This window comes from Paenibacillus hexagrammi, assembly GCF_021513275.1.
GTDB lineage: Bacteria > Bacillota > Bacilli > Paenibacillales > NBRC-103111 > Paenibacillus_E > Paenibacillus_E hexagrammi.
Genome location: NZ_CP090978.1, coordinates 6,406,337 through 6,432,104 on the forward strand (window position 1 = coordinate 6,406,337; position 25,768 = coordinate 6,432,104).

Genomic DNA, 25,768 nt, shown 5'->3' on the forward strand with positions numbered 1-25,768 from the left:
CATTCACACGTTCAACTTAGAGTTATCGGAAGAGAGGTAAGGAACATATGGAACGCAACGGACAAACGCCGCCTCGCGCGGCTCTTACCATCGAGAGGCTATTGCAGTTCGCCAGACAGCAAGGGCTGATAGAAGCGCTGGATGTCTACACATCACGGAACGCGCTGCTGGACCTGTTCGGTCTTGCTGAGCCGTATGCCGGCGAAGTGCCTGCTGAGCAGCTGGAAAGCCCTGTAGAGCTGCTGGAGCTTCTGCTCGATGATGCCTATGAGGCAGGCCTTCTGGAGGACAATATTACGACGTACCGCGATTTACTGGACGCCAAAATCATGGGACTGCTGCTGCCTCGTCCATCCGAGGTTGTACATCAGTTCTGGAATACGGCCAAGCTTCAGAACGTGGAAGCGGCGACGGACTTTTTTTATAAAATGTCGATTGACTCGAACTATATCCGCATGGATCGCATCCGTAAGAATGCGTACTGGCTCGCAGGAACGGAATACGGCGATTTGGAAATTACGGTCAATCTGTCCAAGCCGGAAAAAGATCCAAAAGAAATTGCACTGCTCAAGACGCTGCCGCAAAGCAGCTACCCGAAGTGCCTGCTGTGCGCCGACAACCTCGGCTATGCAGGACGTGTAGATCACCCGGCCAGACAGAACCTGCGTGTGATTCCACTGCGGCTCGATGAAGAGAACTGGTACTTCCAGTACTCGCCGTATGTGTATTACAACGAGCACAGCATCATTTTCCATGAGAAGCATATTCCGATGAAGACAACGGCACAGACCTTCCAGCGTCTGCTTGATTTCATCGATCAGTTCCCGCATTACTTTATCGGTTCGAATGCCGACCTGCCGATCGTCGGCGGTTCCATTCTGAACCATGACCACTTCCAGGGCGGACGTCATCAATTTCCGATGGAAAAGGCGCCGAGCGAAGCGGTATTCACGCACGGCGGCTTCCCGAACGTGAAAGCGGCCATCGTGAAGTGGCCGATGACGGTCATTCGTCTAAGCAGCCACAACAAGCAAACGCTGCAAAAGCTGGCCAGCAAGCTGCTGGACGACTGGCGTGCTTACAGCGATGCGGAAGCGGACGTCCTGGCCTTCAGCAAGAAGGACGGACAGCAGATCCCGCATAACACGATAACACCGATCGCCCGCAACAACGCAAGGGGCGAGTACGAGCTGGACCTGGTGCTGCGCAACAACCGCACCAGCAGCGAGCATCCGGATGGCATCTTCCATCCGCATCAGCACTTGCACCACATCAAGAAGGAGAACATCGGCTTGATTGAGGTCATGGGGCTGGCGGTGCTGCCGGGCCGCCTGCAGCAAGAGCTGGCGCAGATTGCGCAGCTCCTCGCCGGCGAAGCCGAGCTCGGCCGCGAGATCCGCGAGGACGCAGAGCATCCGCTGCATAAGCATGCAGCGTGGATTGAGACGCTGATCGCGAAGCACGGATCAGCGATGACAGCCGCAGCGGCTGACGCTGCGCTGCAGGAGGAAGTCGGCGCCAAGTTCCTGGAAGTCCTTCTGGACGCCGGTGTGTTCAAGCGCACGGAAGCCGGCCAGCAGGCCTTCCGCCGATTCCTGGCTTCGGCTGGTTTTGAAGAAAACTAATCGCAGCATGATTAAGAACCAACCTGAACCGCTTTATTGGCGGTGGGTTGGTTTTTTTGGCGTGGTCCCATTTGCTTGGGTGGTAGAAGGAATTTAAATCGATGTCTTAAAGCTAAAGGTTTAGACTGGGAAAATACAGTTGTAGTCTGGTAACAGACGCCTAATGGGCAGTTATATAAACACTCATTTAAGGAATAAATATAATTTGGTAAAACATAAAGGGCTCTACATATTGTACATGTCTAATATGTGGAGCCCTTTATTATATCTGTCTCTTCAAAATGGAGGTATTAATAAACTAGGAGAATATAGCTTTAGACACTTGGGGCGGCATTAAGCGAATGTAGGATAGTGTAATCACTTCACGGAATACATAAGGTGGACGGGTCTTACGAAGTTCGCAACAACAACTTTATAGGAAATTCCGACAAGAGATTGTATAAAGATAAATACGAACAAAAGTTCTATTTAATATTGGAATGATATGGTAGAATGGTAAAGTACAATTGAATCTTGGGTGGGCATGGTTTCCCTTCGAAAGGAGGTGAGGCCGTGGAAGTTAAAGATGCATTGCAGACCATGTTCCAGTTTGGAATGTTTATCCTTGCACTTTTAACATACATCGCGATTACTTACAAGAGAAAGTAAAAACCCACCCCAAGGTTTCAGCGCCGGAGGTGGGTCTTTGTCCTTTTGACTAGAAGGGATAACCCCATCCAAGCCAATTGTATGGCCGAGTGTTCGTAGCACTCGGTCTTTCTTATAGAAATCATACCATAACTAAAAGACAAAGAAAACACGATAATGAACCTGAATAAGAACCTTACAAACCCTGCACCGCATAACCGCATCACGGCTGGGACTACTACTATGTGCCTTAAGGTTGTGTGGGTTCGTGAATCCAAGAACGTTATACGACATCAACAGGAGAATAATTTCATATAACTCTCAAAGTAAGGGAGAATAAACATTGATTAATAAAAGCCCTCACAGTTGCAACCTAAACATTTGGTACTATCTACCTGACCAAGAATGGAGTAAGCTTTCTAAGTTATATGAAAGTATGCCAGGCTGGATAGGGTATAAAAATGGAGCTGCATATTGGTTCGGACAAGAAGATGACATATTTATTACAGCTTCAGTCGAACCGAGCGGATTATCATTTTATGCACAGTTGAATAATAGCGACTGGAATTCTTGGATTGAGAGGTTTAAATCGGAAGCAACAAAAGTATTAGGTTTTGATGTTGGTGAACCCGAGGATGGTTTTTCGTAATATGAGTTAAGTGAAATATCGGATGGGCATTTGACAGAGGTTTATACGCTACGGAGAACGATAGCTCCATAATAAAAGGCAGTCTACGACTTTATTTTCTAAGTCAAGACTGCCTCTCGTCATTATATGGGGTTAGTCTTTACGGCTAGCATATGCAGAAACTATTTTAGTGCAGCGAAGTAATGAGTGTGCCCTTTCGTAAATCCCTCTTTTAAAGCAGCACGGCCCCACATAATACCCCACCATGCAACATAAGTATGAATACGCACGTTTCGCGCCATTCCTATTGCTCGGATGGGTTCAATGGGCGATCTTGTCGTACGTTGAATCGGAAATATTAAAAAATTGTAAAAAATCTAAATATTTTTTCAAGTAGATCTTGTAGGATTGTATAGGTTTTCATAGGTAATATGTAATATTTAAAAACATAAACTGTTATATAACTTGACCACAAGTTTACTGAAAAGGATGAGCCGGCTTGCGGAATACAAGCGGCCGCTCATACGGAGAGGAGGAAGGCAATTGATCTTATTTCAGCAAGTAGAGAAGCATTACGGTGATTTCCATGTGCTCCAAACGATTGACCTGGAGATCAAGCAGGGCGAAGTCGTTGTCGTGGTCGGACCTTCCGGTTCCGGCAAAAGTACGATGCTCCGATGCATCAATCGGCTGGAGACGATCACAAGCGGGAACCTCATCGTAGACGAGTGCAAGGTGAATGACAGGTCGACGGATATCAACCAGCTGCGGCGGGATATCGGCATGGTGTTTCAGCATTTTAACCTGTACCCGCATATGAAAGTGATAGACAACATTACGTTAGCGCCGATGAAGGTGCGGGGCATGAGCAAGAAGGAAGCCGAAGAAATTGCCATGCATTACTTGGAAAAGGTCGGTATCCAGGAAAAAGCACATAGCTTCCCATCCCAGCTGTCCGGCGGACAGCAGCAGCGTGTGGCGATTGCCCGGGGACTTGCGATGAAGCCGAAGATTATGCTGTTTGACGAGCCGACGTCAGCCCTTGACCCCGAGATGGTGGGAGAGGTGCTGGATGTCATGAAGACGTTGGCGCGGGAAGGCATGACGATGGTCGTAGTGACGCATGAGATGGGATTTGCCCGTGAGGTTGCCGATAAAGTGGTATTTATGGACAAGGGACAGATCATGGAGGTGTCTCCTCCGGAGGAATTTTTCTCAAATCCCAAGGTGGAGAGAGCCCAGTTGTTTTTACAGCGTGTTTTGCAGCACTAATTTATACATAGGGGAGAGATAGGTAGATGATGAAGAAAAAAATGGTATGCAGGCAGTTTGGCGCTCGTATGCGCAGCGGTCATGGTAATCTCGGGTTGCGGTAGCAGCTCTACTGCAGGAAATAAAGATGCTGGGGCTAGCAGTCCGGCGGCAAGCAGCACGCCAAGCGGCGGAAAGGCATCAGGCTCCGCATCCGCTCTGGATGAAATCAAAAGCAGAGGTAAGCTGGTTGTCGGCGTGAAATACGATACGAAGCTGTTTGGTCTGAAGAACCCAACTAGCGGTGAGGTGGAAGGCTTCGATGTCGATATCTCTAAAGCTCTAGCGAAGCAAATTCTCGGGGATGAGAACAAAATCGAGTTTAAAGAAGTAACCTCTAAAACAAGGATTCCTATGCTTGATAATAAAGAAATCGATATGATCGTGGCTACCATGACCATTACGGAGGACCGTAAGAAGCAGGTCGATTTCTCTGATATCTACTTTAAAGCGGGACAGTCCCTGCTCGTGAAAAAGGGCAGCCCGATCAAAAGCGTAGCTGACGTGAAAAAAGGCACGAAGGTACTAGCTGTTAAAGGCTCCACTTCCGTCAAGAACATCAAAGAAAAGTCCCCGGACGCAACGATTCTGGAATTTGACAACTATCAGGATGCATTCAGCGCATTAAAAGCCGGTCAAGGAGACACGCTGACTACGGACAATGCGATTCTCTACGGTATGATGGCGCAGGATCCTGGCTATGAAGTTGTAGGTGAGCCGTTCACGGATGAGCCTTACGGCATCGCGATGAAAAAGGGCGAAAGCGCTTTGGTGGATGCGGTCAACAAAGGACTTAAGACACTGCACGACAACGGCGAATATGACAAGATTTATAAGAAGTGGATTGGCGCTGAGCCGACGAAATAAGCGGGTAATCAGGAGGAGTCGGGTGGCTTAGGCCGCCCTTCTTCTATATACACCGATAAGGAGGGAAGGCAGATGCCGGATTTCTCTATTTTCACGGGATATTGGGATGTCTACATGAAGGGCTTCGGCAATACCATCCTGTCCAGTATCATCGCTTTGGCGGGGAGTTTTGTGTTGGGTACGATCATTGCTGTCTTTCGTATCTCGTCCGTTAAGCCATTGCGCTGGCTGGGTACGATTTATGTAGAGTTTATCCGCAATATTCCATTGATGCTGGTTGTGTTTGTTTTTTTCTACGGGCTTCCGTCCATAGGAGTAACGTTAAGTGGTTTTGTATGCGGTACAACAGGTCTAGCCGTCTATACGGCATCCTTTATCGCGGAAGCGATTCGAGCGGGCATTATGTCCGTTCCCAAGGGGCAGATGGAAGCGGCTCAGTCTTCAGGCCTGACTTATGTGCAGGCGATGAGGTATGTCATTTTACCGCAGGCGATCAAGATTGTGATCCCGCCCCTCAGCAACCAGTTCATTAATCTGGTGAAAAATTCTTCCGTCCTCGGCGTGTTCGCGGGCATGGATTTGATGTACTTCGCCGACCAGGTGGCCAGCGATACTTACGCAACCTTTGACACTTACATCTTTGTTGCGGCGCTGTATCTGGTTCTTACGCTTCCACTAAGCTATGGAGCGCTCCGTTTGGAACGTCGGTTGGCTCGAACCAACTAAGGGGGCGAACCGTCCTGGATGGGGCAAACGTGCAGAGCATGCTAAGTAGGCAAACTGGGCAAAACGTGTGACGTATGCAAAACGTGCGACGTGTGTAAACCGTGCAAAGTGTTCAAAGCGTACGCCTTATGGGGCTCTGAAAACCGCCAAATCGTAGCGACAGAACGTGTGCTCGGAATTCACGAAGGCTGAGACAACGTGAAGTTAATCGGCAATGCGGCGGCAGTGCTGTGGCGATCGAAGGCAGAGCAGCGCGCACGCTCGATGGATATGCCTGATGCATCAGCATGGGGGCGCGAGCTGAATACGCGTAATGAAGAGAGGAGGGAGTTTCCGTGGACATCACTCACGCTTTTTCCAGTGATAATATCAAGTTTATATTAGAAGGATTTCTGGTTACGTTAGAAGTCGCTTTTATTTCCATTGTGCTGAGCTTTGTGCTTGGAAGCGTTGTCGGGACACTTCGCTATACGAAGCTGCCGGTTGTTTCGCAGGTACTGGGCGTACTTGTGGAGCTGATTCGTAACCTGCCTTTGCTGCTCATTATATTTTTTGCCCGGTTCGCGCTTCCGGATATTGGCATTAAGCTGGGGCCGATGAATGCGGCGATCGTTGCGTTAACCTTATTTGAAGGCGCCATGATATCGGAGATTGTCCGCAGCGGTCTGGCTTCGATTCATAAAGGCCAAATTGAGGCGGCGCGCTCTTCGGGGCTTAGCTATACACAGACGCTCTGGCATATTGTGCTTCCGCAAGGTTTGAGGCGAATGGTGCCCCCGCTCGTCAGTCAATTTATTTCACTGCTGAAGGATACCTCGTTGGCGATTGTCATTTCGCTTCCGGAGCTGATGCATCATTCCAAAATTGTCATCGGCCAAAGCTACAGCTACACCATTCCGGTTCTCGCTATGGCAGCCTGTCTGTACTTTGTAGTGAACTACTTGCTGTCGCTTGCTGCGAGAAGAATGGAAACCAAATTCGCGTGAAGCTTGAAGAAAGCCTTGCTAATCCTTCCTTGGATGCAACGAACCTTATTTGAATAACAAGCTGGCGCCGGTAGAAGGCGTTGGCTTTTTTCTTTTATGATTCGTAGGAGGCCCTTGAAATAGAGTCAAATCCGCCTCCAAGTCGAGGCATTAAGTGGTGTTATTTTGCGAGAAATCATTGCACCTCTTCAAGGCAAACCTTGTTACAATAGAGGGAGGACGAAGGACGAGGGCGATGCATGCAGCCCTTTATTGCCCATAGGTCAATAGAGTCGTAGAGGAGGGGGATATTCAGTGTCTATTTACTTGAAAAAAGACGGCATGCAAATGCTCCTCGTCGCACTCCTGACAGCTATTGCAGGCGAGTTTAAGATCATGCCCTTTAGCGGGGAGGTCTTTCGCATCGGACTGGGGAGCAGCGCGTTTTTATTATGCTTGCTGCTGCTGAAGCATTTGCCGTATGTGCTGACGGGGATTGTAACCGGAATCAGTGTGATTCTATTTCGGACATGCGAGGATGCCGTTGTATTGGGTGGCAAGTTCGAGTCGAATCATGCGCTTCAGGTTCATTTTTCGGCAGCGCTCTATTATGTGGTGTTTGCAGCTATCCTAAGCTTTATGAAATATACGCTTCATCGTGTGCATCCCTTGATTCTGGGCACTTTTATTTCGGTAGCGGACCTGCTGTCGAATGAATCTGAGCTTCTGGTGCGAAGCCTGATCTTCCATCTGCCGTTTATGTACCCGGGCCAATGGCTGGTGATCGTGGTTACTGCTGTGGTGCGGAGCTTCTTTGTAGTGGGGATTTACAGCAGCATCTCGATCAGTCAGATGAGAGAGCTGCATGCGGAGCAGCAGAAGCATTTGGAGCATTTGCTGAGCACGAACAGCGGCTTGTACGGCGAAGTGTTTTATTTGCGTAAATCGATGAATACGATTGAACAAATCACTGCGAAAAGCCACGATCTTTACGGCAAGGCCGGAAAAGCAGGAGATCGCGAAGTGGCACGCTCTATTTTGGAAATTACACAACAGATTCATGAAGTGAAAAAAGATTCCCAACGAATTCTAGCCGGACTGCTGAAATTGTTCGACAAAGAAACCGCTCCGGATATGAGGCTTTCCGAGGTCTTGGAGTTTGTGGTGCGCTCCAACAAGAAGTACAGCGGTATGCTTGGCAAGAAGATTCAATTTCACATGCAGCTGCAGACGGACTATGGAACACTGCAGCATATTCCGCTGCTGACGGTCCTTAATAACTTGGTGGCGAATGCCGTAGAAGCCGTCGAGGAGCAGGGGGCGATTCGGATCGAGGCGCATGAGCGTGAGGATATGACGATTCTGATCGTGGCTGACAACGGCGACGGCATTGCGGAGCAGGAGAAGGCGCTCGTTTTTGAGCCGGGCTATACCACGAAATACAACATAGAGGGAATTGCGGCAACTGGAATTGGCTTGTCTCATGTCCGGGATATTGTGGAGTCGTTTGGCGGGAGGATTTCGCTAGAGAGCTCCCCGGGTAAGGAGACGATATTCGCCGTCGAGCTGAGGACGGATGTCATCAGGAAAGGGGAGTAAAGAGGATGCAGCGATATGGAATTGTCGACGATGATGCCGTCAGCAGGGTGATGCTGCAGCGGATTATCGAGAAAGCAGAGCTTGGCGAAGTCGTCTGCTCGGCTGGAAGTGGCAGAGAAGGTGAGAAGGCGATTCTGAACGCGCAGCCGGATGTAGTGCTGATTGATTTGCTTATGCCGGATCAGGATGGGATCGAGACGATTCTGCGGCTGAAGGATCACGGCTATGCGGGGAAGTACGTGATGATCTCACAAATCGAGAACAAGGAAATGATCGGTAAGGCTTATTTGGCCGGTATTGAATTCTATATTCAGAAGCCGATCAACCGTGTTGAAGTAGAGGCTGTACTCACGAAGATCAACGAGCAGTGTACCATCAGCCGATCCCTGAATGAGATTAAAGAATCGCTGACAAAGCTGGGCGGTTTGGGCGCAGGAACGCAAGCAGCCGGAAGGAGGAAAAGATCGGCGCGGGAATGGATTCAGCCTATTCTGATGGATATGGGCATTGTCGGCGAGAGCGGAAGCCGCGATTTGACGGAAATTATCGAGCATCTGCTTCGCTGGCATAAGGATGACAGTATACCTTCGCTTAAAGAGCTGTATGAGGCTGCGGCGCGCATGCATAGAGACGAGGAGCAGGAGATTGAGAAGGAAGGCAAAGCCGTAGAGCAGCGGATTCGTCGAACGGTGTCTGCAGCGCTATCCAATATAGCGGGTATTGGATTGACAGACTATAGCAACGCCAAATTTGAGCATTATGCTCCGCTCTATTTTGATTTTCAGGATGTGCGCATGAAGATGAAAGAAATGGACGAGGGCTTGAAGCAGGAGAAGGGCAAAGTGAATATCAAGAAATTCATCCAGGTGCTCTATCTGGAAGTGCTGGATAGATCGAAGAACGAAGGGCTGTGACCCCCCCCAGTGAATTGGAAACCACGGATTGTTTTTAGTACACTGAAAGTATACATGTGTCTCGCAATTGAATAGAGGGGGAGTACAGGTGGGGGTATTTAGGGCGCTTCAAGCAAGCCGATCTGAGAGTGAATTTTCTTTGCAGGTGAACGAAATGGAGCTGGATAACCTGCCGCAAGGCGAAGTGACCATCCGGGTCCGTTACTCTGGTGTGAATTACAAGGATGCACTGGCTTGCAGCCCGCAAGGCCGCGTTGTGCGCACCTACCCGATGGTGCCGGGCATCGACGCGGCGGGCACAGTTGTCGCTTCCAGCGACAGCCGGTACCGCGAAGGCGACGACGTGCTCGTGACCGGCTTCGAGCTCGGCACGGGCCATTTCGGCGGATTCAGCGAGTACGTCCGCCTCCCTGCCAACTGGCTCGTGCCTCTCCCCCTGGCCTCACACACCGCGAGGCCATGATTCTCGGCACGGCCGGCTTTACGGCGGCGCTGTCGATCCATCGCTTGCAGCAAAACGGCCTCAGCCCGGGGCAAGGGCCCGTGCTTGTGCGCGGCGCCACCGGCGGCGTAGGCAGCCACGCGGTGGCGATGCTGGCCCGCCTCGGCTGCGAGGTCGAGGCGAGCACGGGGAAGCCTGCGGAGCACGGCTACCTGCTCGAGCTTGGCGCGAGCCGCGTGCTCGCGCGGGAGGAGCTGACGCCCGCGTCCGGCAAGCCGCTCGAGGCGATGCGCTGGACCGGGGCCGTGGACCCGGTGGGAGGCGCGTCGCTAGCGCCGCTGCTGGGCCAGATGCGCTACGGCAGCGCGGTAGCCGTGAGCGGCCTCACAGGAGGAGCGGACTTCGCCGCTTCGGTATATCCCTTCATCCTGCGCGGCGTCAGCTTGATCGGGATTGATTCAGTCTATTGTCCGATGCCGCTTCGTGAGGAATTGTGGAAGCAGATGGCATCGGCAATCAAGCCTGCCCGCTTGGACGGCATGGTTCATAGTGAGATTGGGCTGGAGGATATCCCCACAGCGGCAGAACAGCTGCTGAAGGGCGGGATTCGGGGACGCGTGCTTGTTCGGCTCTCCTGAGGGCCGCAGAGACAGATGAGCAATGGACGTTTTGAATCGGCACAATGCGTCAGCAGCATGAAATGTACTTAGTGTGACCGGTGAATGCGGCACTATGAGCGGTTAGGAGTATGATACTAAACGAGGCGACGAAGATGCGCGGATCGTCGGATCCGGGACGAACCCACCATTATGAAGCTTTCCGTCGCGATATCAGCAAAACACAGGATAGGAGGAAGCATACTGTGAAAATGAGAGTTTCAGCCGTGCAGTATCGCCTGCATACCATACATAGCTTTGAAGAATTTGCTGCTCAGGTGGAGCATTATGTCAAGACGGCGCAGGAGTTTGACGCCGATTTTGTGCTGTTCCCGGAGCTGTTTACCACCCAGCTGATGTCGATTGGCGACGGCAGCGGGAGCGGTAAGGCGCTTCCAATTGAAGCGCTGCCGGATTTCACAGAAGCTTACCGCAGCCTGTTCCAAGGCTTGGCCAAGCAGACAGGCATGCATATTATCGGCGGTACACACATCACATCAGAGGGAAATCGGCTGTATAATACCGCCCATCTGTTCTATCCGGACGGCCGTATCGGAGAACAGAAGAAGCTGCACATTACGCCGACGGAAGTGAAGGAATGGAACATGGGAGCCGGCGACAGCCTTCAGGTGTTCGATACGGACAAGGGCCGTATCGCTGTGTTGGTTTGCTACGATGTGGAGTTCCCGGAAATCGTGCGCATGGCGCGTGCCCGAGGTGCCGATGTCTTATTCTGTCCGTCCTGCACGGACGATCGCCACGGCTTCCATCGGGTTCGTTATACATGTCACGCGAGAACGATCGAGAATCAGATCTACGTCGTCACGACAGGTACCGTAGGAGCGCTGCCGACCGTAGATTTCATGCGGGGCAATTTCGGCCAGGCGGCGGTTATTACGCCCAATGATGTTCCGTTTCCTCCCAAAGGGATTCTGGTGGAAGGCGAAATTAATGGCGACATGGTCGTCACAGCAGACCTGGACCTGACGCTGCTGACGGAAGTGCGTGAACGCGGGTCGGTTACCACTTGGCGGGATCGCCGCACGGATTTATACACAGATTGGTCGTAATCCATTCGTTTTGAAGGAGGTCATCGTGGGATGAAGGAACCGCAAATATCTGCAAACAGCAAGCGAGATAAGTACGTATACTTCAAAAGCATGTACGTCTTCGACGGGGACCGCCCCGTGGAGGCTATCATTCGCAACTACACGCATGACGATTTCGAAGCGCTGATTGACGTGCAGCGAGAGAGCTTTCCTCCGCCCTTTCCCTCGGAGCTTTGGTGGAACAAGGGACAGCTGCATGAGCATGTAACTCGTTTCCCGGAAGGGGCGCTCTGTGTGGAGATCGGAGGGGAAATAGCCGGATCCATGACGGGCTTGCGCATTCACTTTGACCCCAGCGCAGAGGATCACAGCTGGGCGACAGTGACGGATAACGGCTACATTCGTACACACCGTCCCGATGGAGACACGCTTTACATCGTGGACATCTGTATCCGACCTTCCTACCGCAAGCTTGGCTTGGGAAAATGGCTGATGCAGTCGATGTACGAGACGGTGGTCGGGCTGGGCATGACCAGACTCCTTGGCGGAGGACGGATGCCAGGCTACCATAAAGCCGTGGATACGCTCAGCGTGCAGGAATACGTCCAAGCCGTCCTGAACGGCGCAATCAAGGACCCGGTAATTACCTTTCTCCTCCGCTGCGGTCGTACACCTGTGCAAGTAGTCGCGCAGTACTTGGAGGATGAAGACTCCTGTAATTACGCGCTCCTAATGGAGTGGCGGAACCCATTTATTCGACAATAGAGGTGTTTACCAATGGACTATATCCGTATTCAAAGTATCGAAAACCCGCTGTTCCGCTCCATGCACGATCTCATGAAGGAAGTATTCCCTCCAGAGGAGGTGCTCGAGTACTCGCTGTGGAAAGAGCCGCTTGAGGACCCGGGAATTCGCGTGTTCGTTGCTGTTCATGAGGGCGAAGTAGTCGGCGCTACGGAGTATCGCTATTACGACGATTTTCAAGTGGCGATGACTGACTTTACGATTATCGGTCGCGAGGGTCTCGGCATCGGACGTTTCCTGGCGCGTAAACGAACCGAGGATCTGAAGGAGCTGGCTGCCGCCTCCGGCAAGCCGATGCTCGGTATGTTCGCCGAGATCTACAATCCATACCGCGGGATTGAACATGAGTTTGGCGGGGTGAAGCCGATGAACCCTTATGTAAGACGCGAGGTACTGTCACATCTCGGCTATAAACGGTTGGATTTCCCGTATGTACATCCGTCTTGGGAGAACAACGGGGAGGCCGTGGAAGAACTGGACTTGTGCTTCCTTCCTGCTGACGAAGATGCTGCGCATCTTTCATCGGAGCTTATCGTTAAGTTTCTAAAGCGGTACTATACGGTTTTGTCAAACAAGCCCGCTGCATGGGTTGCTATGATTGAGAAGCTGGAACATAGTAAGGATGTAGCGTTATTGCCTTTGTAGTGTTCATTAAATAAATGCCACACCTCCTTAGATTTCATCAAAGGGGGTTTTTATTTTGTAAAAAAGGTTGTTTTTTTAATTTTACATGAAAATAAATCTTATCAAAAATAAAATTTAGTCTATAATTATAAAAAACAAGAGTTTGTCGATACTGTTGAGGGGGGTGAAGCCGATGTATGAGTTATTATCTAAGTTATATTACAAAGATCCTGGTACATATAGTTTTGAATTTGAGCGGCGTATAAATAGCTATGGAACGATAAAACTCCCTTTCTCAATAAAACCGTTTAAAAGTAATGAGGAGTTTTCGTGTTTTTATGTCAATCATGCAAAGTTAGATTTGATGCATGACCAAATTCTACATCAAAGCAGAAGAATTAGACTCATTGCAGATCAATTGCCAGAAATTGCTATAGACCAATATATTCGCGCGAAGCTAATCGATGAACTATTAAGCACCAATGAGATTGAGGGAGTACGCAGTACGAAGGCTGAAATGGAAATTGTTCTTGAGGTTGTAATTAGAAATGAAAATTCTAAGAAAAAAAATGTTAGACATTTTAGCCTGATGAAATCATATGTAAGCCTGCTTTCAGAAAAACATTCGTTTTTAACTTCAGTTGAGCAAGTGCGTGAAATTTATGATCACTTGGTTCGACAAGAAATGAAGGCAGAGGATCATTTGGACGGGAAGGTATTTAGAAAACAGCCAGTCGATGTGGTTACGGCCACAGGTAAGGTTATTCATAAAGGGGTATACCCGGAGTCTTCTATTTACAATTATTTAAAACATATGATTGAGTACTTAAATGAACATCCTACTCCCATGCTCTACAAAATTGCCATTAGTCACTACCTATTTGGCTATATCCATCCATTCTATGATGGTAACGGACGTACTTCCCGATATATAAGCAGTATGTACTTATTGAGTGAACTGGACCGATTAACTGCACTGACACTTTCTTACTCTACCAATAAACATAGAAACCTTTACTATGATGCATTTTCCGAAAGCAATCACCCTCATAACCAAGGTGAACTTACGTTTTTTTGTGAAGCTTTCTTTGAAATCATACACAAAGCTCAAAACGATATCCTAGTTGAACTTTCGGAAAAACAAATTAAAATAAAACAATTAGAGCAATTGATCAGCGTTTTGCCTATCGAGGATGAGATTTGCAGTAAAATTTTGTTCTACCTTGGACAAAACTATATTTTTGGCATCAGTGGCAAAGGGTTATTGAAAAAAGAGCTAGAAGCTATTTCTGGGGACTCTAGTTACGTTATTTCAAAAGCTGTTGAAGTACTAAAAGATAGATCTCTTATTGAGGTACTGAGAAAAAGGCCATTAGAAATTACGTTAAGCGGGTCATTGAGAGCCACACTCGAAGACTAGGCGCCTTATTTCTAAAGGGCTCCCTCTATTGACACGTCATACGTTTTATTCTAAAGTGAAATCAATGTGTTCATAAGGCGATGGAGTTCGCCATAACCGCCCTTGGGCTAATGACTCCTACCAGTGGAACGGTGCGCTGGTAGGGGTCTGTTTATTTTATGGAATATGTGTGCGTGAAGTTGATCGGAGGGACTTAGGTTGAGTATAGGGAAGAAAGCTGTTGAATTCGGAGAGAGGTATATGCACGCCGCCTTAGCGGGTTTCGTGTTGAAGTGGGCTGTCTATGCGGGGCTTGTCGGCATCTTGTCAGGATCGGCTTCGGCTCTGTTCTTAGCGGGCTTGGATATGGCAACGGAGCAGAGAATGGACCACCCTTGGCTGCTGTTTCTGCTGCCGCTTGGGGGAGCTATGATGAGCTTCTTATATCTCAAGTGGGGGCGCAATTCAGGGAAGGGGAACAATCTGATTCTCGAGCAAATCCAGGGAGGGCAGGAAACGGTGCCTCTTCGCATGGCGCCTCTGGTGCTGCTTGGCACCATCATTACGCATTTGTTCGGAGGTTCGGCGGGGCGTGAGGGTACGGCAGTTCAGATGGGAGGAAGCTTCTCGGAGTGGCTCGGCAGAATCCTTAAAGTGGACAGCTTCGACCGGCAGATCCTATTGATGTGCGGAATCAGCAGCGGCTTCGGCTCTGTGTTTGGAACTCCGCTGGCAGGAACGATATTCGGTATGGAGGTTGTAGCTCTTGGTTTGATTCGTTATCAGGCGCTGATCCCATGCTTCATTGCAAGCTTTGTGGGCAATCTAGTGACTACAGCTTGGGGTATTCATCATCTTCATTATCATATGGGGGCCGTCCCTGAGCTCTCGCTAAGTGTTGTGTTAAAGGTTAGTTTTGCTGCTGTGCTGTTTGGTCTGGCCAGTATCCTGTTCAGTGAACTGACCCACGCCTTCAAAAAGCTGTATACAAAGCTGCTGCCTAACGCCGTATGGAAGTCGCTAGTGGGCGGGATTGTGATCATCGGCTTAACCTACGCGTTTGGAACTAGAGATTATCTGGGACTGGGGATTCCTCTTCTGCAGCATTCGTTTGACGGCGATGTTCCGTCATTCGCTTTCTTGTGGAAGACGTTGTTCACGTCTTTGACGCTTGGTGCCGGTTACTTCGGAGGTGAGGTGACGCCGCTGTTTGCCGTAGGAGCAACTTTGGGTCATTCACTAGGAGAATGGCTGCATCTCTCGGCTCCGTTCCTGGCTGCTCTCGGTCTGATATCGGTATTCAGCGGCGCGACGAACACGCCGATTGCCTGCTTTGTGCTAGGTATTGAGATGTTCGGTTCGGAGGGACTTGTGTACCTGTTCCTTGCCAGCATCATCAGCTTCTTGTTCTCCGGGCACACGGGCATCTACACGTCCCAACAAATTGGCGTATCCAAGTCCCGCCTGCACGGGGCTGTAGAGAACAGGACCTTGGCTTCGATTAAAGTGAAGAAGCGATGATTCGTGTGATTCTAGTTCTCCGCGGTTTCTGTACCTGCAAGATCTTGTAAAGAGAATCGCCCTACAACTTCAAAGCCATTGTCGGGTCCTCTTGGTTTTACAATGACGGTACCTAGATTTGTGATTTCACCTAGACCAACTCCTTGAGGAAAGCCGTGTGCAACAATAGCTTTGTTAGTTCCAGGGGGCGGTAAGATTTCTAGTACAGACGTTAAGTGGTCTAGAGTGGACTGTTGCTCGGAAGAGGGCAGGGGGCCGCTTAACTGATAGATGCGAACCCAGAACGGATCAATTTGAATATTTCCTCCTCCGAAGGCTAACGCTGCAGTTTCCTTTGTCCTGCAAAAAGGACTTGCTTGTACAGGAATGTGGATTGGAATCTGCAAACGGCGCAGCTCCTCGCCATACTGTACAGCGTGTCTCCTGCCAGCCTCAGAAAGATTCTTCTGTGTGGAACAATGATTGAAATCGAAATTCGGTAAGTCCTCTCCCGCCGCTGTCTCTCCATGTCTGACATAAAGAATATAGCCACCCTTACGTAGTGCGTGTAGTAGGGAGGAGTCTACGGGCATGGAGTTCGGGGTACGTTCTGACGCTTCAACCGATGGAGTGTGAATTAGGAGGAACATGCAAAAGAAATGGACAAGCAAAAGCTTCTTCATAGTTAGTAAGCTCCCTTCAGGTCGTAAACCTATGACCTATTATTTGCAAAGGAGCTCATTTGTATTGGTAATCATGGAACTAGCGATAGTCAGAAAGTCTTCAGCTTCAATCTCGAAATGACCAAAGCGGAATGGATATCCCCAATTGCGGTTTCCGCGCGTAAAGGTGAGCTGTTCTAAGAGATCAGCAATTTTCACTTGTTGACACGGAACATAGCGGATATTCCTGCGAAAGGGTACAAACGAGTCCGACATGCGATATTCGTAGACGAGGTCATCCACAACCTGTCCAATGGCTGTAAAAGATTGCAGCGGCGCTCCATTTGACATGTCCGTCTTTGGGGAGTAGTAGAGGAGCCAATCTCCAGGGCTCATCCGGCGTAAGGGCGCGGCTTTACCATGACAGAGCTGCGAAAACCCGCCTTCTACACCTCGTTGTACATGGGAGGCAGATACAACGCCGATCCAGTAGCGACTGTGCTGAAGATTGTCTTTAACCTTGGCTATGCTCTCATTTGAATGTTCCGATTCAAGTAAATACCGCTCAACACTTGCTACAAACTCCTGTACTGCATCAGCTGATCTTTTCATGGGCGCCACTCCTCATTTTCCTTGGGATAGCTTTACTATAAACAAACGCTACTGACAACTGCCTGTCAGTAGCGTTTTTACAATTTTCCCAGGATACGAGATTAGTTAACACAATCAACTAGCCTCACCGGCAAAGGGGAATTCGATTTCCACCGTCGTTCCCTGACCCAAGGCGCTTTTAACATGAAGTGTGCCGCCATGGCTGACAATAATGCTCTTGCTCACCATAAAACCGAGTCCTGTGCCGCTTTCCTTTGTTGTAACGAAAGGCTCTCCCAGCTTCTGCAGCATGTCCTCCGGCATTCCGATTCCTTGATCCTTGAAGGAGATCTTGAGGACCTGATCCGCAAAGGTCAGATGAATCTGAATGACACCGCCCCCCGGCATGGCTTCTATGGCATTTTTCAAAAAATTAATGAAGGCTTGCTTCAGCTGATTCTCGTCGCATTCGATATGGATGTGCTCAGCCGCATAGGACGCCTCAATCTCGATGTTTTTCAGATGGGCCTGCGATTTAAGTAAGGTAACGACCTGCTGCAGGGCACTGACGATATTTTTCTTTTCAAACTTTTCCTTCTTTGGCTTGGACAATAGGAGCAGCTCGGTTACGATGCCTTCCATCCGCTCTACTTCTTCGGCGATAATGTCGATATATTCCGGTTTTTTGCTGGTTTTCATCAGCTTGATGAAGCCTTTAATCGTAGTTAACGGATTTCGAATTTCATGAGCGATTCCCGCGGCCAGTTGGCCGGCGATGGACAGCTTTTCGGAGTTGACCAGATGCTCCTGTTCCTTTTTTCGATGGGAGACATCGCGGATAATGGTATGCACGGCTTTCTCGCCTTGATAAATCGTAGGGATGGAGAAAGTTTCTGCTATGAAGGCTTCGCCGTTCAGCTTCAGCAGAACTTGTTCAGCCAGGTCGGCGGTGTGACCTTCTTCTACCTGTGTGATACGGGATTTGTTCATATCATGATAATCGGGATGGACAAAAGAGTAGGAAGGAATCTGAATCAATTCTTCCTTGCTCGTGCCGCCAAGTAGCTTGACTAAGGTGTTATTCACATAAGTCCACTGGCGATTAACAGAGATGGCGATTGCGTCCGGCGAATCTTCTACAAGACGTCTGTAGATCTCCTCACGCTGCATGATGTCCTGCTCTGCGTTTCTTCGATCAGTGATGTCTCTTCCTACGCCAATTATTTTTTGCAATTCCCCTTCCTCGTTGCGAAGCAGAGTAATTAACGTTTCCACCCAGACATAATGACCGTGTTGATGCTGAATGCGGCATATGAGGGAGGAGGGTTCCGATTTGTTCAAAAAATTGCTTTCCCGCATATACGTGACATCGTCAGGATGCCAAAAATGCGTGACCGGTTTTCCAACCACATCCTCGGGTGTGTAGCCCAACAGCTGCTTCACACTCGGCGATATGTATCGCAGGGTCCCGTCCGGACTCATAAATACAATCAAATCCCGCGCATTCTCAGAAATGAGCCTGTAGAGCTCCTCGGTCTTTCGGAGTTTTTGGGTGTTCTCTTTGAACCTCGTAATGTTTTTTACGATACCGTAAACGCCCTCCATACGCCCGTCTATGATCATGGGAATGAGGATGATGCGGAGGAACTGGAGGGATCCGTCCTTATGATAAGCCTGAACCTCGAAGTCTTGGCAATCGCCTTGCAGAGCCCAACCAAAGTGCAGCGTATAAGTAGCGTAGTTTCCCGGAGCAAAACTTTCCTTCCCCCAAAATTGCTGCTGTTGAAAAAGCTCTTCCTCGGACCAACCCAGTACGTCGGCTACCGAGCTGTTCATACTGAGCAGCTTGCCTTGTAACGATACGATAAAAATAAGATCAGGATGGTTCTCGAACAAGGAACGGTGCTTTTGCTCGCTTTCCTGAAGCTGCTTTTCGGTTTCTTTCTTTTCGGTGATATCGATGGCTTGAGAGACAATGAAGAGCGGCTTGCCGTCTGAATCAGACAGGAGGCTTAATTCAATAAGCGCCCAGATCAGACGTCCTTCCTTATGGATATATCTCTTGACGGTTTGGTGCGTAGCAAAGGTGCCTTCTGCGATTCGCTGGCTGACAGTAGAGCTCAGATCCAGGTCGGCGGGGAAGGTGATATCCCGAAAGCTCATCTGAAGCAGCTCTTCTCTTGTATAACCGATCATACGGCAGAACGAGGGATTCACCTCAACGAAATTACCTTCTAAGGTAAGTAATGCTTTGCCGCTCAGCGATTGAAAAAAAGCATATTCATATAACTCTGATTGGTTATAAAATGGGTTCATGGTCATGATGTATCTTCTCTCCTGAGTTGCTGTGAATGGGAAACCATAGCTCAAGCGCTGCTTGAGAAAAATAAGCTAGAAGAAAATGAGTACTTAACTTATTTTAGGAAAGAGAACGAGATTATTCAATAAAATTTCTTTCCATTAGGTAATATTTATATAATGGGTATGCCGCAACATCTTATTCCATTGAGTTCCGGGCCGTTTAACGCTTATAATATAAGAATAATACAGCTAAAAGAAAAGGTGTCATGCATGAGTATATTAAACGTAGAACGACTCAGTCACGGCTTTGGAGACCGCGCGATCTTCAATGACGTCTCTTTCCGCCTGCTTAAGGGCGAGCATATCGGACTTATCGGGGCGAATGGTGAAGGTAAATCGACCTTCATGAATATTATTACAGGCAAGCTTCAGCCGGACGACGGCAAGGTGGAATGGTCGAAGCGGATGCGCGTAGGCTACCTCGATCAGCATGCTGTGCTGAGCAAAGGACAGACGATCCGCGATGTTCTGAAGGGAGCCTTCCAATACTTGTTCGATATGGAGCAAGAAATGAACGATATGTACGCCAAAATGGGCGAAGTATCGCCGGAAGAGCTGGAGAAGCTGCTTGAGGATGTAGGAACGATTCAGGATACGCTGACGAATCAAGATTTTTATATGATTGATGCGAAGGTGGAGGAAACGGCCCGCGGTTTGGGCTTGACCGACATTGGACTCGAGAAAGATGTACATGATTTGAGCGGCGGTCAGCGGACGAAGGTGCTGCTGGCGAAGCTGCTTCTCGAGAAGCCGGATATTCTGCTGCTTGACGAGCCTACCAACTATTTGGATGAGCAGCATATCGAATGGCTGAAGCGATACCTCCAGGAGTATGAGAATGCTTTCATTCTGATCTCTCACGATATTCCGTTCCTGAACAGCGTTATCAACCTGATTTATCATATGGAAAATCAAGAACTGAATCGCTACGTAGGCGATTATGAGCACTTCCAGCAGGTCTATGAGATGAAAAAGCAGCAGCTGGAGTCCGCTTACAAGCGCCAGCAGCAAGAAATCGCGGACCTGAAGGATTTTGTAGCCCGCAACAAGGCCAGCGTAGCAACTCGGAACATGGCGATGTCCAGACAGAAGAAGCTGGATAAGATGGATGTGATTGAGCTGGCGAAGGAGAAGCCGAAGCCGCAGTTCAACTTCAAGGAGGCTCGCACATCCGGCAAGCTGATCTTTGAAGCGAAGGGGCTTGTCATCGGCTACGATTCTCCGCTGTCCAGACCGCTGGACCTGCGAATGGAACGCGGCCAGAAGATTGCCCTCGTCGGGGCCAACGGGATCGGTAAAACGACCCTTATGCGCAGCATTCTGGGCGAGATCAAGGCGCTCTCCGGTTCTGTAGAGCTGGGTGAGTTCCTGCATATCGGCTACTTCGAGCAGGAGATGAAGGAGGCTAACTACAACACCTGTATCGAAGAGGTGTGGAACGAGTTCCCATCTTTCACGCAGTTTGAAGTGCGCGGGGCGTTGGCCAAATGCGGTCTGACGACCAAACATATCGAAAGTAAGATTGCCGTCCTCAGCGGGGGCGAAAAGGCGAAGGTTCGTCTGTGTAAGCTGATCAACCGCGAGACAAACCTGCTCGTACTCGATGAGCCGACGAACCATCTTGACGTGGATGCTAAGGATGAGCTTAAGCGTGCGCTTAAAGCCTATAAAGGCAGCATTCTGTTGATTTCCCACGAGCCTGAATTTTACCGCGATGTCGTAACGGATACTTGGAACTGCGAATCCTGGACGACGAAAGTATTTTAATCGGCGAAATTGTATAAGTTTATTAGTCTAAGCTTGTCCGCGCATATAGGCGGGCGGGCTTTTTTGCTGTAGGAAGAAACCGAAGTCGGGGGCTCCGCCGGCCAAATTACTCAGTCAATTCGAGCGTGATGCATGGAGGGCGGACCTCGCTTTTGGAAGCTCCATTTATCAGGGGATGGTGCAGCTAGCGCGCTTGGACAAACAAAGAGGCCCGCAGCAACGGGCTACGGGCCTTAAGTGTATATATGATTAAAGGGGGTCGAGATTTATTATAGGCCTCGAACCTTAAAGCCAGATGAAAAACACATTTCATTTTGTTTACAGGAACATGTCGGAAAGATAGGGGACATTTCTCCTTAACTCATCTCATCTCATGGAAGTATCTAAAAGGTCCTCAATCCCTTGGAATTTAGGGATGAGGACCATAACGTTCGGTAGCTCATTGTTACTTTACGGCCGGTTGAGGGCTGATCAGACCAAGCGTCTTCGCAGTGGAAGCTTGGAGCTCACGAGCGAGATCTGGATTCTTCTGCAGCGACACACCGTAGGAAGGAATCATTTCCTTGATCTTAGGCTCCCACTCTTTGATCTGCTGCGGGAAGCATTTGGTCATCACTTCGAGCATAACGGAAACTGCGGTAGAAGCACCGGGGAAGCCCCCAGCAGCGCGGCTACTGAGCCGTCAGCTGCGCTGATAACCTCTGTGCCGAATTGAAGGGTTCCTTTACCGGCAGCTGTATCTTTAATGATTTGGACACGCTGGCCGGCAACGAGCAGATCCCAATCCTCGCTTTTTGCATCCGGAACGAATTCGCGCAGAGCTTCCATGCGCTGCTCTTTCGAAAGCATAACCTGCTTGATCAGGTAAGTGGTAAGCGAAAGGTTCTTCATGCCTGCGGCAATCATGGTTAACAGATTGTGCAGCTTTACGGAAGTGATAAGGTCGAGCATGGACCCGGTTTTCAAAAACTTCGGTGAGAAACCAGCGAAAGGTCCGAACAATAACGATTCTTTGTTGTCAATAAATCTGGTGTCAAGATGCGGTACGGACATCGGAGGCGCGCCAACCGGTGCCTGACCGTATACCTTGGCGTGATGCTTGGCCACAACCTCCGGATTTTTGCACACCATGAACAGACCGCTAACAGGGAAGCCGCCGATGCCTTTGCCTTCGATAATTCCTGACTTCTGCAGCAGGTGCAGACTTCCGCCGCCGCCGCCGATAAAGACGAATTTAGCCGAGTGGCTTTCCACAGCTCCGCTGCCGCTGCGCACTTTCAGCTTCCATGTGCTGTCACTGGCGCGTTTGATGTCATCTACGCTGTACTTGTATTTGATATCGACGCCTTTGCTTTGCAAGTGTTCAAGCAATCTACGCGTTAAAGCGCCAAAGTTAACGTCCGTCCCGGCTTCGCTTCTTGTAGCCGCAATCGGTTTATTAAGTTCCCGGTCTTCCATCATGAGCGGAATCCATTCCGCGAGTTTGCTCGGGTCTTCGGAATACTCCATCCCGTCAAACAGTGGACTTGTAGACAAAGCCTCAAAGCGCTTTTTCAAGAAGGTAACGTCTTTCTCTCCTTGTACAAAGCTCATATGAGGCACAGATGCGATAAAGTCCCGCGGATTCGAGATCAGCCCGCTATTCACCAGATAGGACCAGAACTGTCTGGATACTTGGAATTCTTCGTTGACCTTGATTGCCTTGGAAATATCTACGGAACCATCCGATTTCTCCGTGGTGTAGTTAAGCTCACACAATGAGGAGTGTCCAGTACCCGCGTTATTCCATTCGTTAGAGCTTTCTTCCCCTGCTTTTTCAAGCTTTTCAAAAATTGTGATTTTCCAGTCCGGCACTAATTCTTTCAGCAGAGCCCCTAAAGTTGCGCTCATAATTCCGGCACCAATTAAGATAACGTCTGATTGTGTTTGTCTGTTACTCATGTTTACCGTCCTAACACGCTAATATTTGAAGGAAAGATGGCAGGCGCTCCCGTTCAAGCTTGTTGCAGCAAGCCGGGATGCGCCTCATCAATGCCTTGTCTAGATCGATCAAAAACCTTTACATAGTGTATCACTAATGCAAGTAGATTCATATATTTACTATTATATGATAGTTAGTTTTGATTTAAAAGACGGTAAATTCAGTAATGAACGGCTGTCAGGCAGAAGTAAGAAAATGTTCACAAAAGGCTGTACCTAAAAAACCAAGGCCATGAACCGTAGGTGTACACGGTAGTGGCCTTGGTTTTGCATATGGAAGTGCATCATCTGACACGGTTCATCACGTTTGATTCATATTCAGTAACGAAGTTTTGTGGATAACTCGCCCGAAAATCATACCTTATTCACAGGGTTATCCCGACCTCTGTATATAATGTGTATAAGTTTGTGGATAACTAGGTAGTTATCCTTGTTTCGCATTACTCCGCAGACGAGTCAGCTGTTCCAGTACAAGCGCTTCGCGGGCTGCGGCAGCTTCCGCTTTCATGGATTGCTCCAATTCAAACTGAGCCTCTTTATGCTTGATCATATCCTCAATCCGCTGAAATCCGCGCAGTGCTGAGCCTGTCTCCAAGCCTGGGAAGGCATTTGAGCTGGAACAGCTCCGTGAGGCTGCATGGGACTCCATCTTCTGCGACCGGCGCATCAATTCCTCCCGCTTTGCCTGCATGGCGGCATATTCCGCTTCCGCTTGCTTCAGCTGCTTTTCTAACACGGCTGTACGCAGCTTGGACGCTTCATAGCACTGCGTGTACTCCGCCGTTTTTTCCAAGTAAGCCAGCTTCGCTTCAATGGCTTCCGCGCCTCAGCTTCCCGGTAGTCCGCCATGGCTGCGCCGGCTCTCTCCTCGCATTGCTCCGCCAAGCGGCTGCTGCCGGCGATTTGCTGCTCCCACATCCGCTGCGCTGCGGCTTCCTTTACAAGCTCCTGCTGCAGAGCTTCGAGCTCTTCTTTGCTGCTTCGCAAGTACTGATTCATCATCATTTCAGGCTGCTCCAGCTTATCGAGCGCCTCATTCATGGCTGCTTTGGACACGTCCATGATTCGTTGTAAAATTCCCATATAGGTAGCCTCCTTTAGTGTGATCCATTGAGTTCCATTTCATCCGAACATTTATAAATACGACATGTAGCTATCTTTGGGGATGATCCAGCTGGCAATGAAATATGCGAGCAAGGTGGTGCCAAAGCTGCAAAATGCGGCGATGACCATGAGGATTCGAATCACGGTGGCGTTAATTCCAAGAAACGCTGCAAGCCCTCCGCAAAGCCCGGTAAACCATTTGTCTGTAATCGAACGTCGAAGTTTATTCATTGTCATGCTCTCCTTTGTGTATGTGATATTGACGAATAGATTCTTGGATGTTGGTAATGTGGTTCGCTGCTTCATGAATCTATTGTAGTATGAGGAGCTCGCGGCCAAAACGGACTGATGGCGGTTTTTGCTCCTAGCCTTAAGGCGGGGGAAGGCTCCTTCCTTGGGAGGGTATAACGCAAGACTTCACACCTCCAAAGAAAGGCAGGTATAATGGATTTTAATGACCAAAGGTTAATTGTAGTGCTGTAAACGTGAGGGGATTAGCGGCTTGCAGCAGCTGAGACTGTCGATTAAGGGAAATGAACGGCTCCGTAGTTTTCGACCTTACTTTATCGACAAACTGAGCTGCTTATCAGCTGGTCCTGACGTCGGATCGTATCCGCTCCCTATGGGAGTTCGGTGCCAACGGAATGGAGTGAATGGTTTGAACCAAGGGATACATCAGCGGAAAAGATTAAACACGGAAGAATTGGCAGAGATCAAAGCTCTAGCCGAGATATGCAATTTGCAAGAGGGCATTGACATCAAATTAAATTGGGGTGTACTGACGGATCGTTCGGAACAATCGGGGGTCCGAATGATTTTCTGTATTACGATCAGGGCCGTCTTGTAGGCTTCCTGGCTGTATTCAGCTTTCAATCAAGTGAGGCTGAGCTCACCGGCATGGTCCATCCCGACTATCGCCGCCGCGGCATCTTCAGCGGTCTGCGTCAAGCCGCCATTGCTGAATGCAGCCGCCGTGACATACCGAACGTGATCTATATCAACCAACGCGGTTCAGCTAGCGGCAAAGCTTTTCTCATGCGTATAGAAGCGGCCTACAGCTTCTCTGAATATGTCATGGAACTTGCTGCTGAAACCAAGAAGACTTACGAAGACAGCCTGGTGCTGCACTCCATTAAGCTCAGGCAAGCGGGGCGGCATGACATAGAGCTTCTGGTCCATCTCAACATGCAAGGTTTTGGTATGAGTGAATCCGACACCCGGGAATATGTGCTTCAAACGATGGAGGGCGGTAAAGAGCGTACGTGGATAGCGGAGTTGGCGGAGAGCAATGAGCCGATCGGCAAGATTGGCGCTATGGTGGAAATGGACGGTTCCTCGTTCATTTATGGTTTTTGCGTACTCCCTGAGAAGCGGGGCAAGGGCTACGGACGCCAAATTCTGCGAGAGACAATTGACCTTTTGATAAAACGCGGGCAGACAGGTGCTACCAAGCTAGAGGTTGCTGTGGACAACGAGGGCGCATTGGGGCTCTATGAATCCTGTGGCTTTGTAACCGTCAGTGCGAACGACTATTATCTGGATAAAAGTAATACTACTAGGAAGTAAA

The 25,768-nt window shown here is 49.3% G+C and carries 22 protein-coding genes, 2 pseudogenes and 1 riboswitch; of the genes and pseudogenes, 17 read left to right on the top strand and 7 right to left on the bottom strand.

The window, feature by feature from the left end; all coding sequences use genetic code 11:
* The first annotated feature begins 47 nt into the window (after nt 1–47).
* The 15 genes and pseudogenes from L0M14_RS29410 (at nt 48) to L0M14_RS29480 (ending at nt 15,757) form a co-directional block, all read left to right on the top strand.
* The gene (locus L0M14_RS29410) at nt 48–1,625 is read left to right on the top strand and encodes a UDP-glucose--hexose-1-phosphate uridylyltransferase (protein ID WP_235119936.1); all 1,578 of its coding nucleotides are present in this window, start codon (nt 48–50) and stop codon (nt 1,623–1,625) included.
* A 594-nt stretch (nt 1,626–2,219) separates the two neighbouring features.
* Nucleotides 2,220–2,273 carry a hypothetical protein gene (locus L0M14_RS29415; protein ID WP_405031163.1) on the top strand — a complete coding sequence of 18 codons (54 nt, stop codon included), beginning with the start codon at nt 2,220–2,222 and terminating at the stop codon, nt 2,271–2,273.
* Between the two features lie 322 nt (nt 2,274–2,595).
* Nucleotides 2,596–2,901 carry a hypothetical protein gene (locus tag L0M14_RS29420; RefSeq protein ID WP_235119937.1) on the top strand — a complete coding sequence of 102 codons (306 nt, stop codon included), beginning with the start codon at nt 2,596–2,598 and terminating at the stop codon, nt 2,899–2,901.
* 522 nt (nt 2,902–3,423) lie between these two features.
* Nucleotides 3,424–4,152: an amino acid ABC transporter ATP-binding protein gene (locus tag L0M14_RS29425; protein ID WP_235119938.1), complete on the top strand. Its 729-nt coding sequence runs from the start codon at nt 3,424–3,426 to the stop codon at nt 4,150–4,152.
* 81 nt (nt 4,153–4,233) lie between these two features.
* Nucleotides 4,234–5,058: a glutamate ABC transporter substrate-binding protein gene (locus L0M14_RS29430; RefSeq protein WP_235119939.1), complete on the top strand. Its 825-nt coding sequence runs from the start codon at nt 4,234–4,236 to the stop codon at nt 5,056–5,058.
* Nucleotides 5,059–5,130: 72 nt separating this feature from the next.
* Complete coding sequence (locus tag L0M14_RS29435) at nt 5,131–5,784, top strand: amino acid ABC transporter permease (RefSeq protein ID WP_235119940.1); 654 nt, start codon at nt 5,131–5,133, stop codon at nt 5,782–5,784.
* Nucleotides 5,785–6,119: 335 nt separating this feature from the next.
* Nucleotides 6,120–6,770, top strand: a complete 651-nt coding sequence (locus L0M14_RS29440) for an amino acid ABC transporter permease (protein ID WP_235119941.1) — start codon at nt 6,120–6,122, stop codon at nt 6,768–6,770.
* Between the two features lie 294 nt (nt 6,771–7,064).
* On the top strand, nt 7,065–8,348 hold the full coding sequence (locus L0M14_RS29445; RefSeq protein ID WP_235119942.1) for a sensor histidine kinase: 1,284 nt from the start codon (nt 7,065–7,067) through the stop codon (nt 8,346–8,348).
* Nucleotides 8,349–8,353: 5 nt separating this feature from the next.
* Nucleotides 8,354–9,262 carry a response regulator gene (locus tag L0M14_RS29450; RefSeq protein WP_235119943.1) on the top strand — a complete coding sequence of 303 codons (909 nt, stop codon included), beginning with the start codon at nt 8,354–8,356 and terminating at the stop codon, nt 9,260–9,262.
* Between the two features lie 88 nt (nt 9,263–9,350).
* Nucleotides 9,351–10,342, top strand: a pseudogene (locus tag L0M14_RS29455) (acrylyl-CoA reductase family protein).
* 224 nt (nt 10,343–10,566) lie between these two features.
* Nucleotides 10,567–11,430, top strand: coding sequence for a carbon-nitrogen hydrolase family protein (locus tag L0M14_RS29460; protein ID WP_235119944.1), 864 nt, complete (start codon nt 10,567–10,569; stop codon nt 11,428–11,430).
* Between the two features lie 30 nt (nt 11,431–11,460).
* The gene (locus L0M14_RS29465; protein ID WP_235119946.1) at nt 11,461–12,174 is read left to right on the top strand and encodes a GNAT family N-acetyltransferase; all 714 of its coding nucleotides are present in this window, start codon (nt 11,461–11,463) and stop codon (nt 12,172–12,174) included.
* A 12-nt stretch (nt 12,175–12,186) separates the two neighbouring features.
* Nucleotides 12,187–12,858, top strand: a complete 672-nt coding sequence (locus L0M14_RS29470; protein ID WP_235119947.1) for a GNAT family N-acetyltransferase — start codon at nt 12,187–12,189, stop codon at nt 12,856–12,858.
* Nucleotides 12,859–13,030: 172 nt separating this feature from the next.
* Nucleotides 13,031–14,257 carry a Fic family protein gene (locus L0M14_RS29475; RefSeq protein WP_235119948.1) on the top strand — a complete coding sequence of 409 codons (1,227 nt, stop codon included), beginning with the start codon at nt 13,031–13,033 and terminating at the stop codon, nt 14,255–14,257.
* A gap of 67 nt (nt 14,258–14,324) precedes the next feature.
* A riboswitch (Fluoride riboswitch) is annotated at nt 14,325–14,384 on the top strand.
* A gap of 77 nt (nt 14,385–14,461) precedes the next feature.
* The gene (locus tag L0M14_RS29480; protein WP_405031165.1) at nt 14,462–15,757 is read left to right on the top strand and encodes a voltage-gated chloride channel family protein; all 1,296 of its coding nucleotides are present in this window, start codon (nt 14,462–14,464) and stop codon (nt 15,755–15,757) included.
* Between the two features lie 11 nt (nt 15,758–15,768).
* On the opposite strand, the gene L0M14_RS29485 is transcribed toward L0M14_RS29480, so the two are convergent.
* From L0M14_RS29485 to L0M14_RS29495, 3 genes are all read right to left on the bottom strand, one after another.
* Nucleotides 15,769–16,419: a histidine phosphatase family protein gene (locus L0M14_RS29485; protein ID WP_235119950.1), complete on the bottom strand. Its 651-nt coding sequence runs from the start codon at nt 16,417–16,419 to the stop codon at nt 15,769–15,771.
* Nucleotides 16,420–16,458: 39 nt separating this feature from the next.
* Nucleotides 16,459–17,010: an EVE domain-containing protein gene (locus L0M14_RS29490; RefSeq protein WP_235119951.1), complete on the bottom strand. Its 552-nt coding sequence runs from the start codon at nt 17,008–17,010 to the stop codon at nt 16,459–16,461.
* 114 nt (nt 17,011–17,124) lie between these two features.
* Nucleotides 17,125–19,311, bottom strand: coding sequence for a PAS domain S-box protein (locus L0M14_RS29495; protein WP_235119952.1), 2,187 nt, complete (start codon nt 19,309–19,311; stop codon nt 17,125–17,127).
* Between the two features lie 249 nt (nt 19,312–19,560).
* Here L0M14_RS29495 and L0M14_RS29500 point away from each other — a divergent pair, with 249 nt between their 5' ends.
* The gene (locus L0M14_RS29500; RefSeq protein WP_235119953.1) at nt 19,561–21,117 is read left to right on the top strand and encodes an ABC-F family ATP-binding cassette domain-containing protein; all 1,557 of its coding nucleotides are present in this window, start codon (nt 19,561–19,563) and stop codon (nt 21,115–21,117) included.
* Nucleotides 21,118–21,562: 445 nt separating this feature from the next.
* Here L0M14_RS29500 and L0M14_RS29505 read toward each other — a convergent pair.
* The 4 genes and pseudogenes from L0M14_RS29505 to L0M14_RS29520 all read right to left on the bottom strand — a co-directional run bounded on the left by L0M14_RS29505 (nt 21,563) and on the right by L0M14_RS29520 (nt 24,432).
* A pseudogene (locus L0M14_RS29505) lies at nt 21,563–23,058 on the bottom strand (malate:quinone oxidoreductase).
* A gap of 463 nt (nt 23,059–23,521) precedes the next feature.
* On the bottom strand, nt 23,522–23,890 hold the full coding sequence (locus L0M14_RS29510) for a hypothetical protein (RefSeq protein WP_235119955.1): 369 nt from the start codon (nt 23,888–23,890) through the stop codon (nt 23,522–23,524).
* The gene (locus L0M14_RS29515) at nt 23,827–24,180 is read right to left on the bottom strand and encodes a PspA/IM30 family protein (protein WP_235119956.1); all 354 of its coding nucleotides are present in this window, start codon (nt 24,178–24,180) and stop codon (nt 23,827–23,829) included. The genes L0M14_RS29510 and L0M14_RS29515 overlap by 64 nt, the downstream gene beginning before the upstream one ends.
* A 51-nt stretch (nt 24,181–24,231) precedes the next feature.
* Nucleotides 24,232–24,432 (bottom strand): PspC domain-containing protein, encoded by a 201-nt coding sequence (locus L0M14_RS29520; RefSeq protein WP_235119957.1) that lies wholly within the window; start codon nt 24,430–24,432, stop codon nt 24,232–24,234.
* Between the two features lie 537 nt (nt 24,433–24,969).
* Between L0M14_RS29520 and L0M14_RS29525 the strand changes: the two genes are divergently transcribed.
* On the top strand, nt 24,970–25,767 hold the full coding sequence (locus L0M14_RS29525) for a GNAT family N-acetyltransferase (protein WP_235119958.1): 798 nt from the start codon (nt 24,970–24,972) through the stop codon (nt 25,765–25,767).
* Nucleotide 25,768 lies beyond the last annotated feature (1 nt).

Coding starts and splice junctions, on each gene's coding strand:
- L0M14_RS29410 (WP_235119936.1), top strand. CDS start 48: ATGGAACGCAACGGACAAACGCCGCCTCGCGCGGCTCTTACCATCGAG.
- L0M14_RS29430 (WP_235119939.1), top strand. CDS start 4,234: ATGGTAATCTCGGGTTGCGGTAGCAGCTCTACTGCAGGAAATAAAGAT.
- L0M14_RS29435 (WP_235119940.1), top strand. CDS start 5,131: ATGCCGGATTTCTCTATTTTCACGGGATATTGGGATGTCTACATGAAG.
- L0M14_RS29450 (WP_235119943.1), top strand. CDS start 8,354: ATGCAGCGATATGGAATTGTCGACGATGATGCCGTCAGCAGGGTGATG.
- L0M14_RS29465 (WP_235119946.1), top strand. CDS start 11,461: ATGAAGGAACCGCAAATATCTGCAAACAGCAAGCGAGATAAGTACGTA.
- L0M14_RS29470 (WP_235119947.1), top strand. CDS start 12,187: ATGGACTATATCCGTATTCAAAGTATCGAAAACCCGCTGTTCCGCTCC.
- L0M14_RS29475 (WP_235119948.1), top strand. CDS start 13,031: ATGTATGAGTTATTATCTAAGTTATATTACAAAGATCCTGGTACATAT.
- L0M14_RS29485 (WP_235119950.1), bottom strand. CDS start 16,419: ATGAAGAAGCTTTTGCTTGTCCATTTCTTTTGCATGTTCCTCCTAATT.
- L0M14_RS29490 (WP_235119951.1), bottom strand. CDS start 17,010: ATGAAAAGATCAGCTGATGCAGTACAGGAGTTTGTAGCAAGTGTTGAG.
- L0M14_RS29495 (WP_235119952.1), bottom strand. CDS start 19,311: ATGACCATGAACCCATTTTATAACCAATCAGAGTTATATGAATATGCT.
- L0M14_RS29500 (WP_235119953.1), top strand. CDS start 19,561: ATGAGTATATTAAACGTAGAACGACTCAGTCACGGCTTTGGAGACCGC.
- L0M14_RS29515 (WP_235119956.1), bottom strand. CDS start 24,180: ATGGGAATTTTACAACGAATCATGGACGTGTCCAAAGCAGCCATGAAT.
- L0M14_RS29520 (WP_235119957.1), bottom strand. CDS start 24,432: ATGAATAAACTTCGACGTTCGATTACAGACAAATGGTTTACCGGGCTT.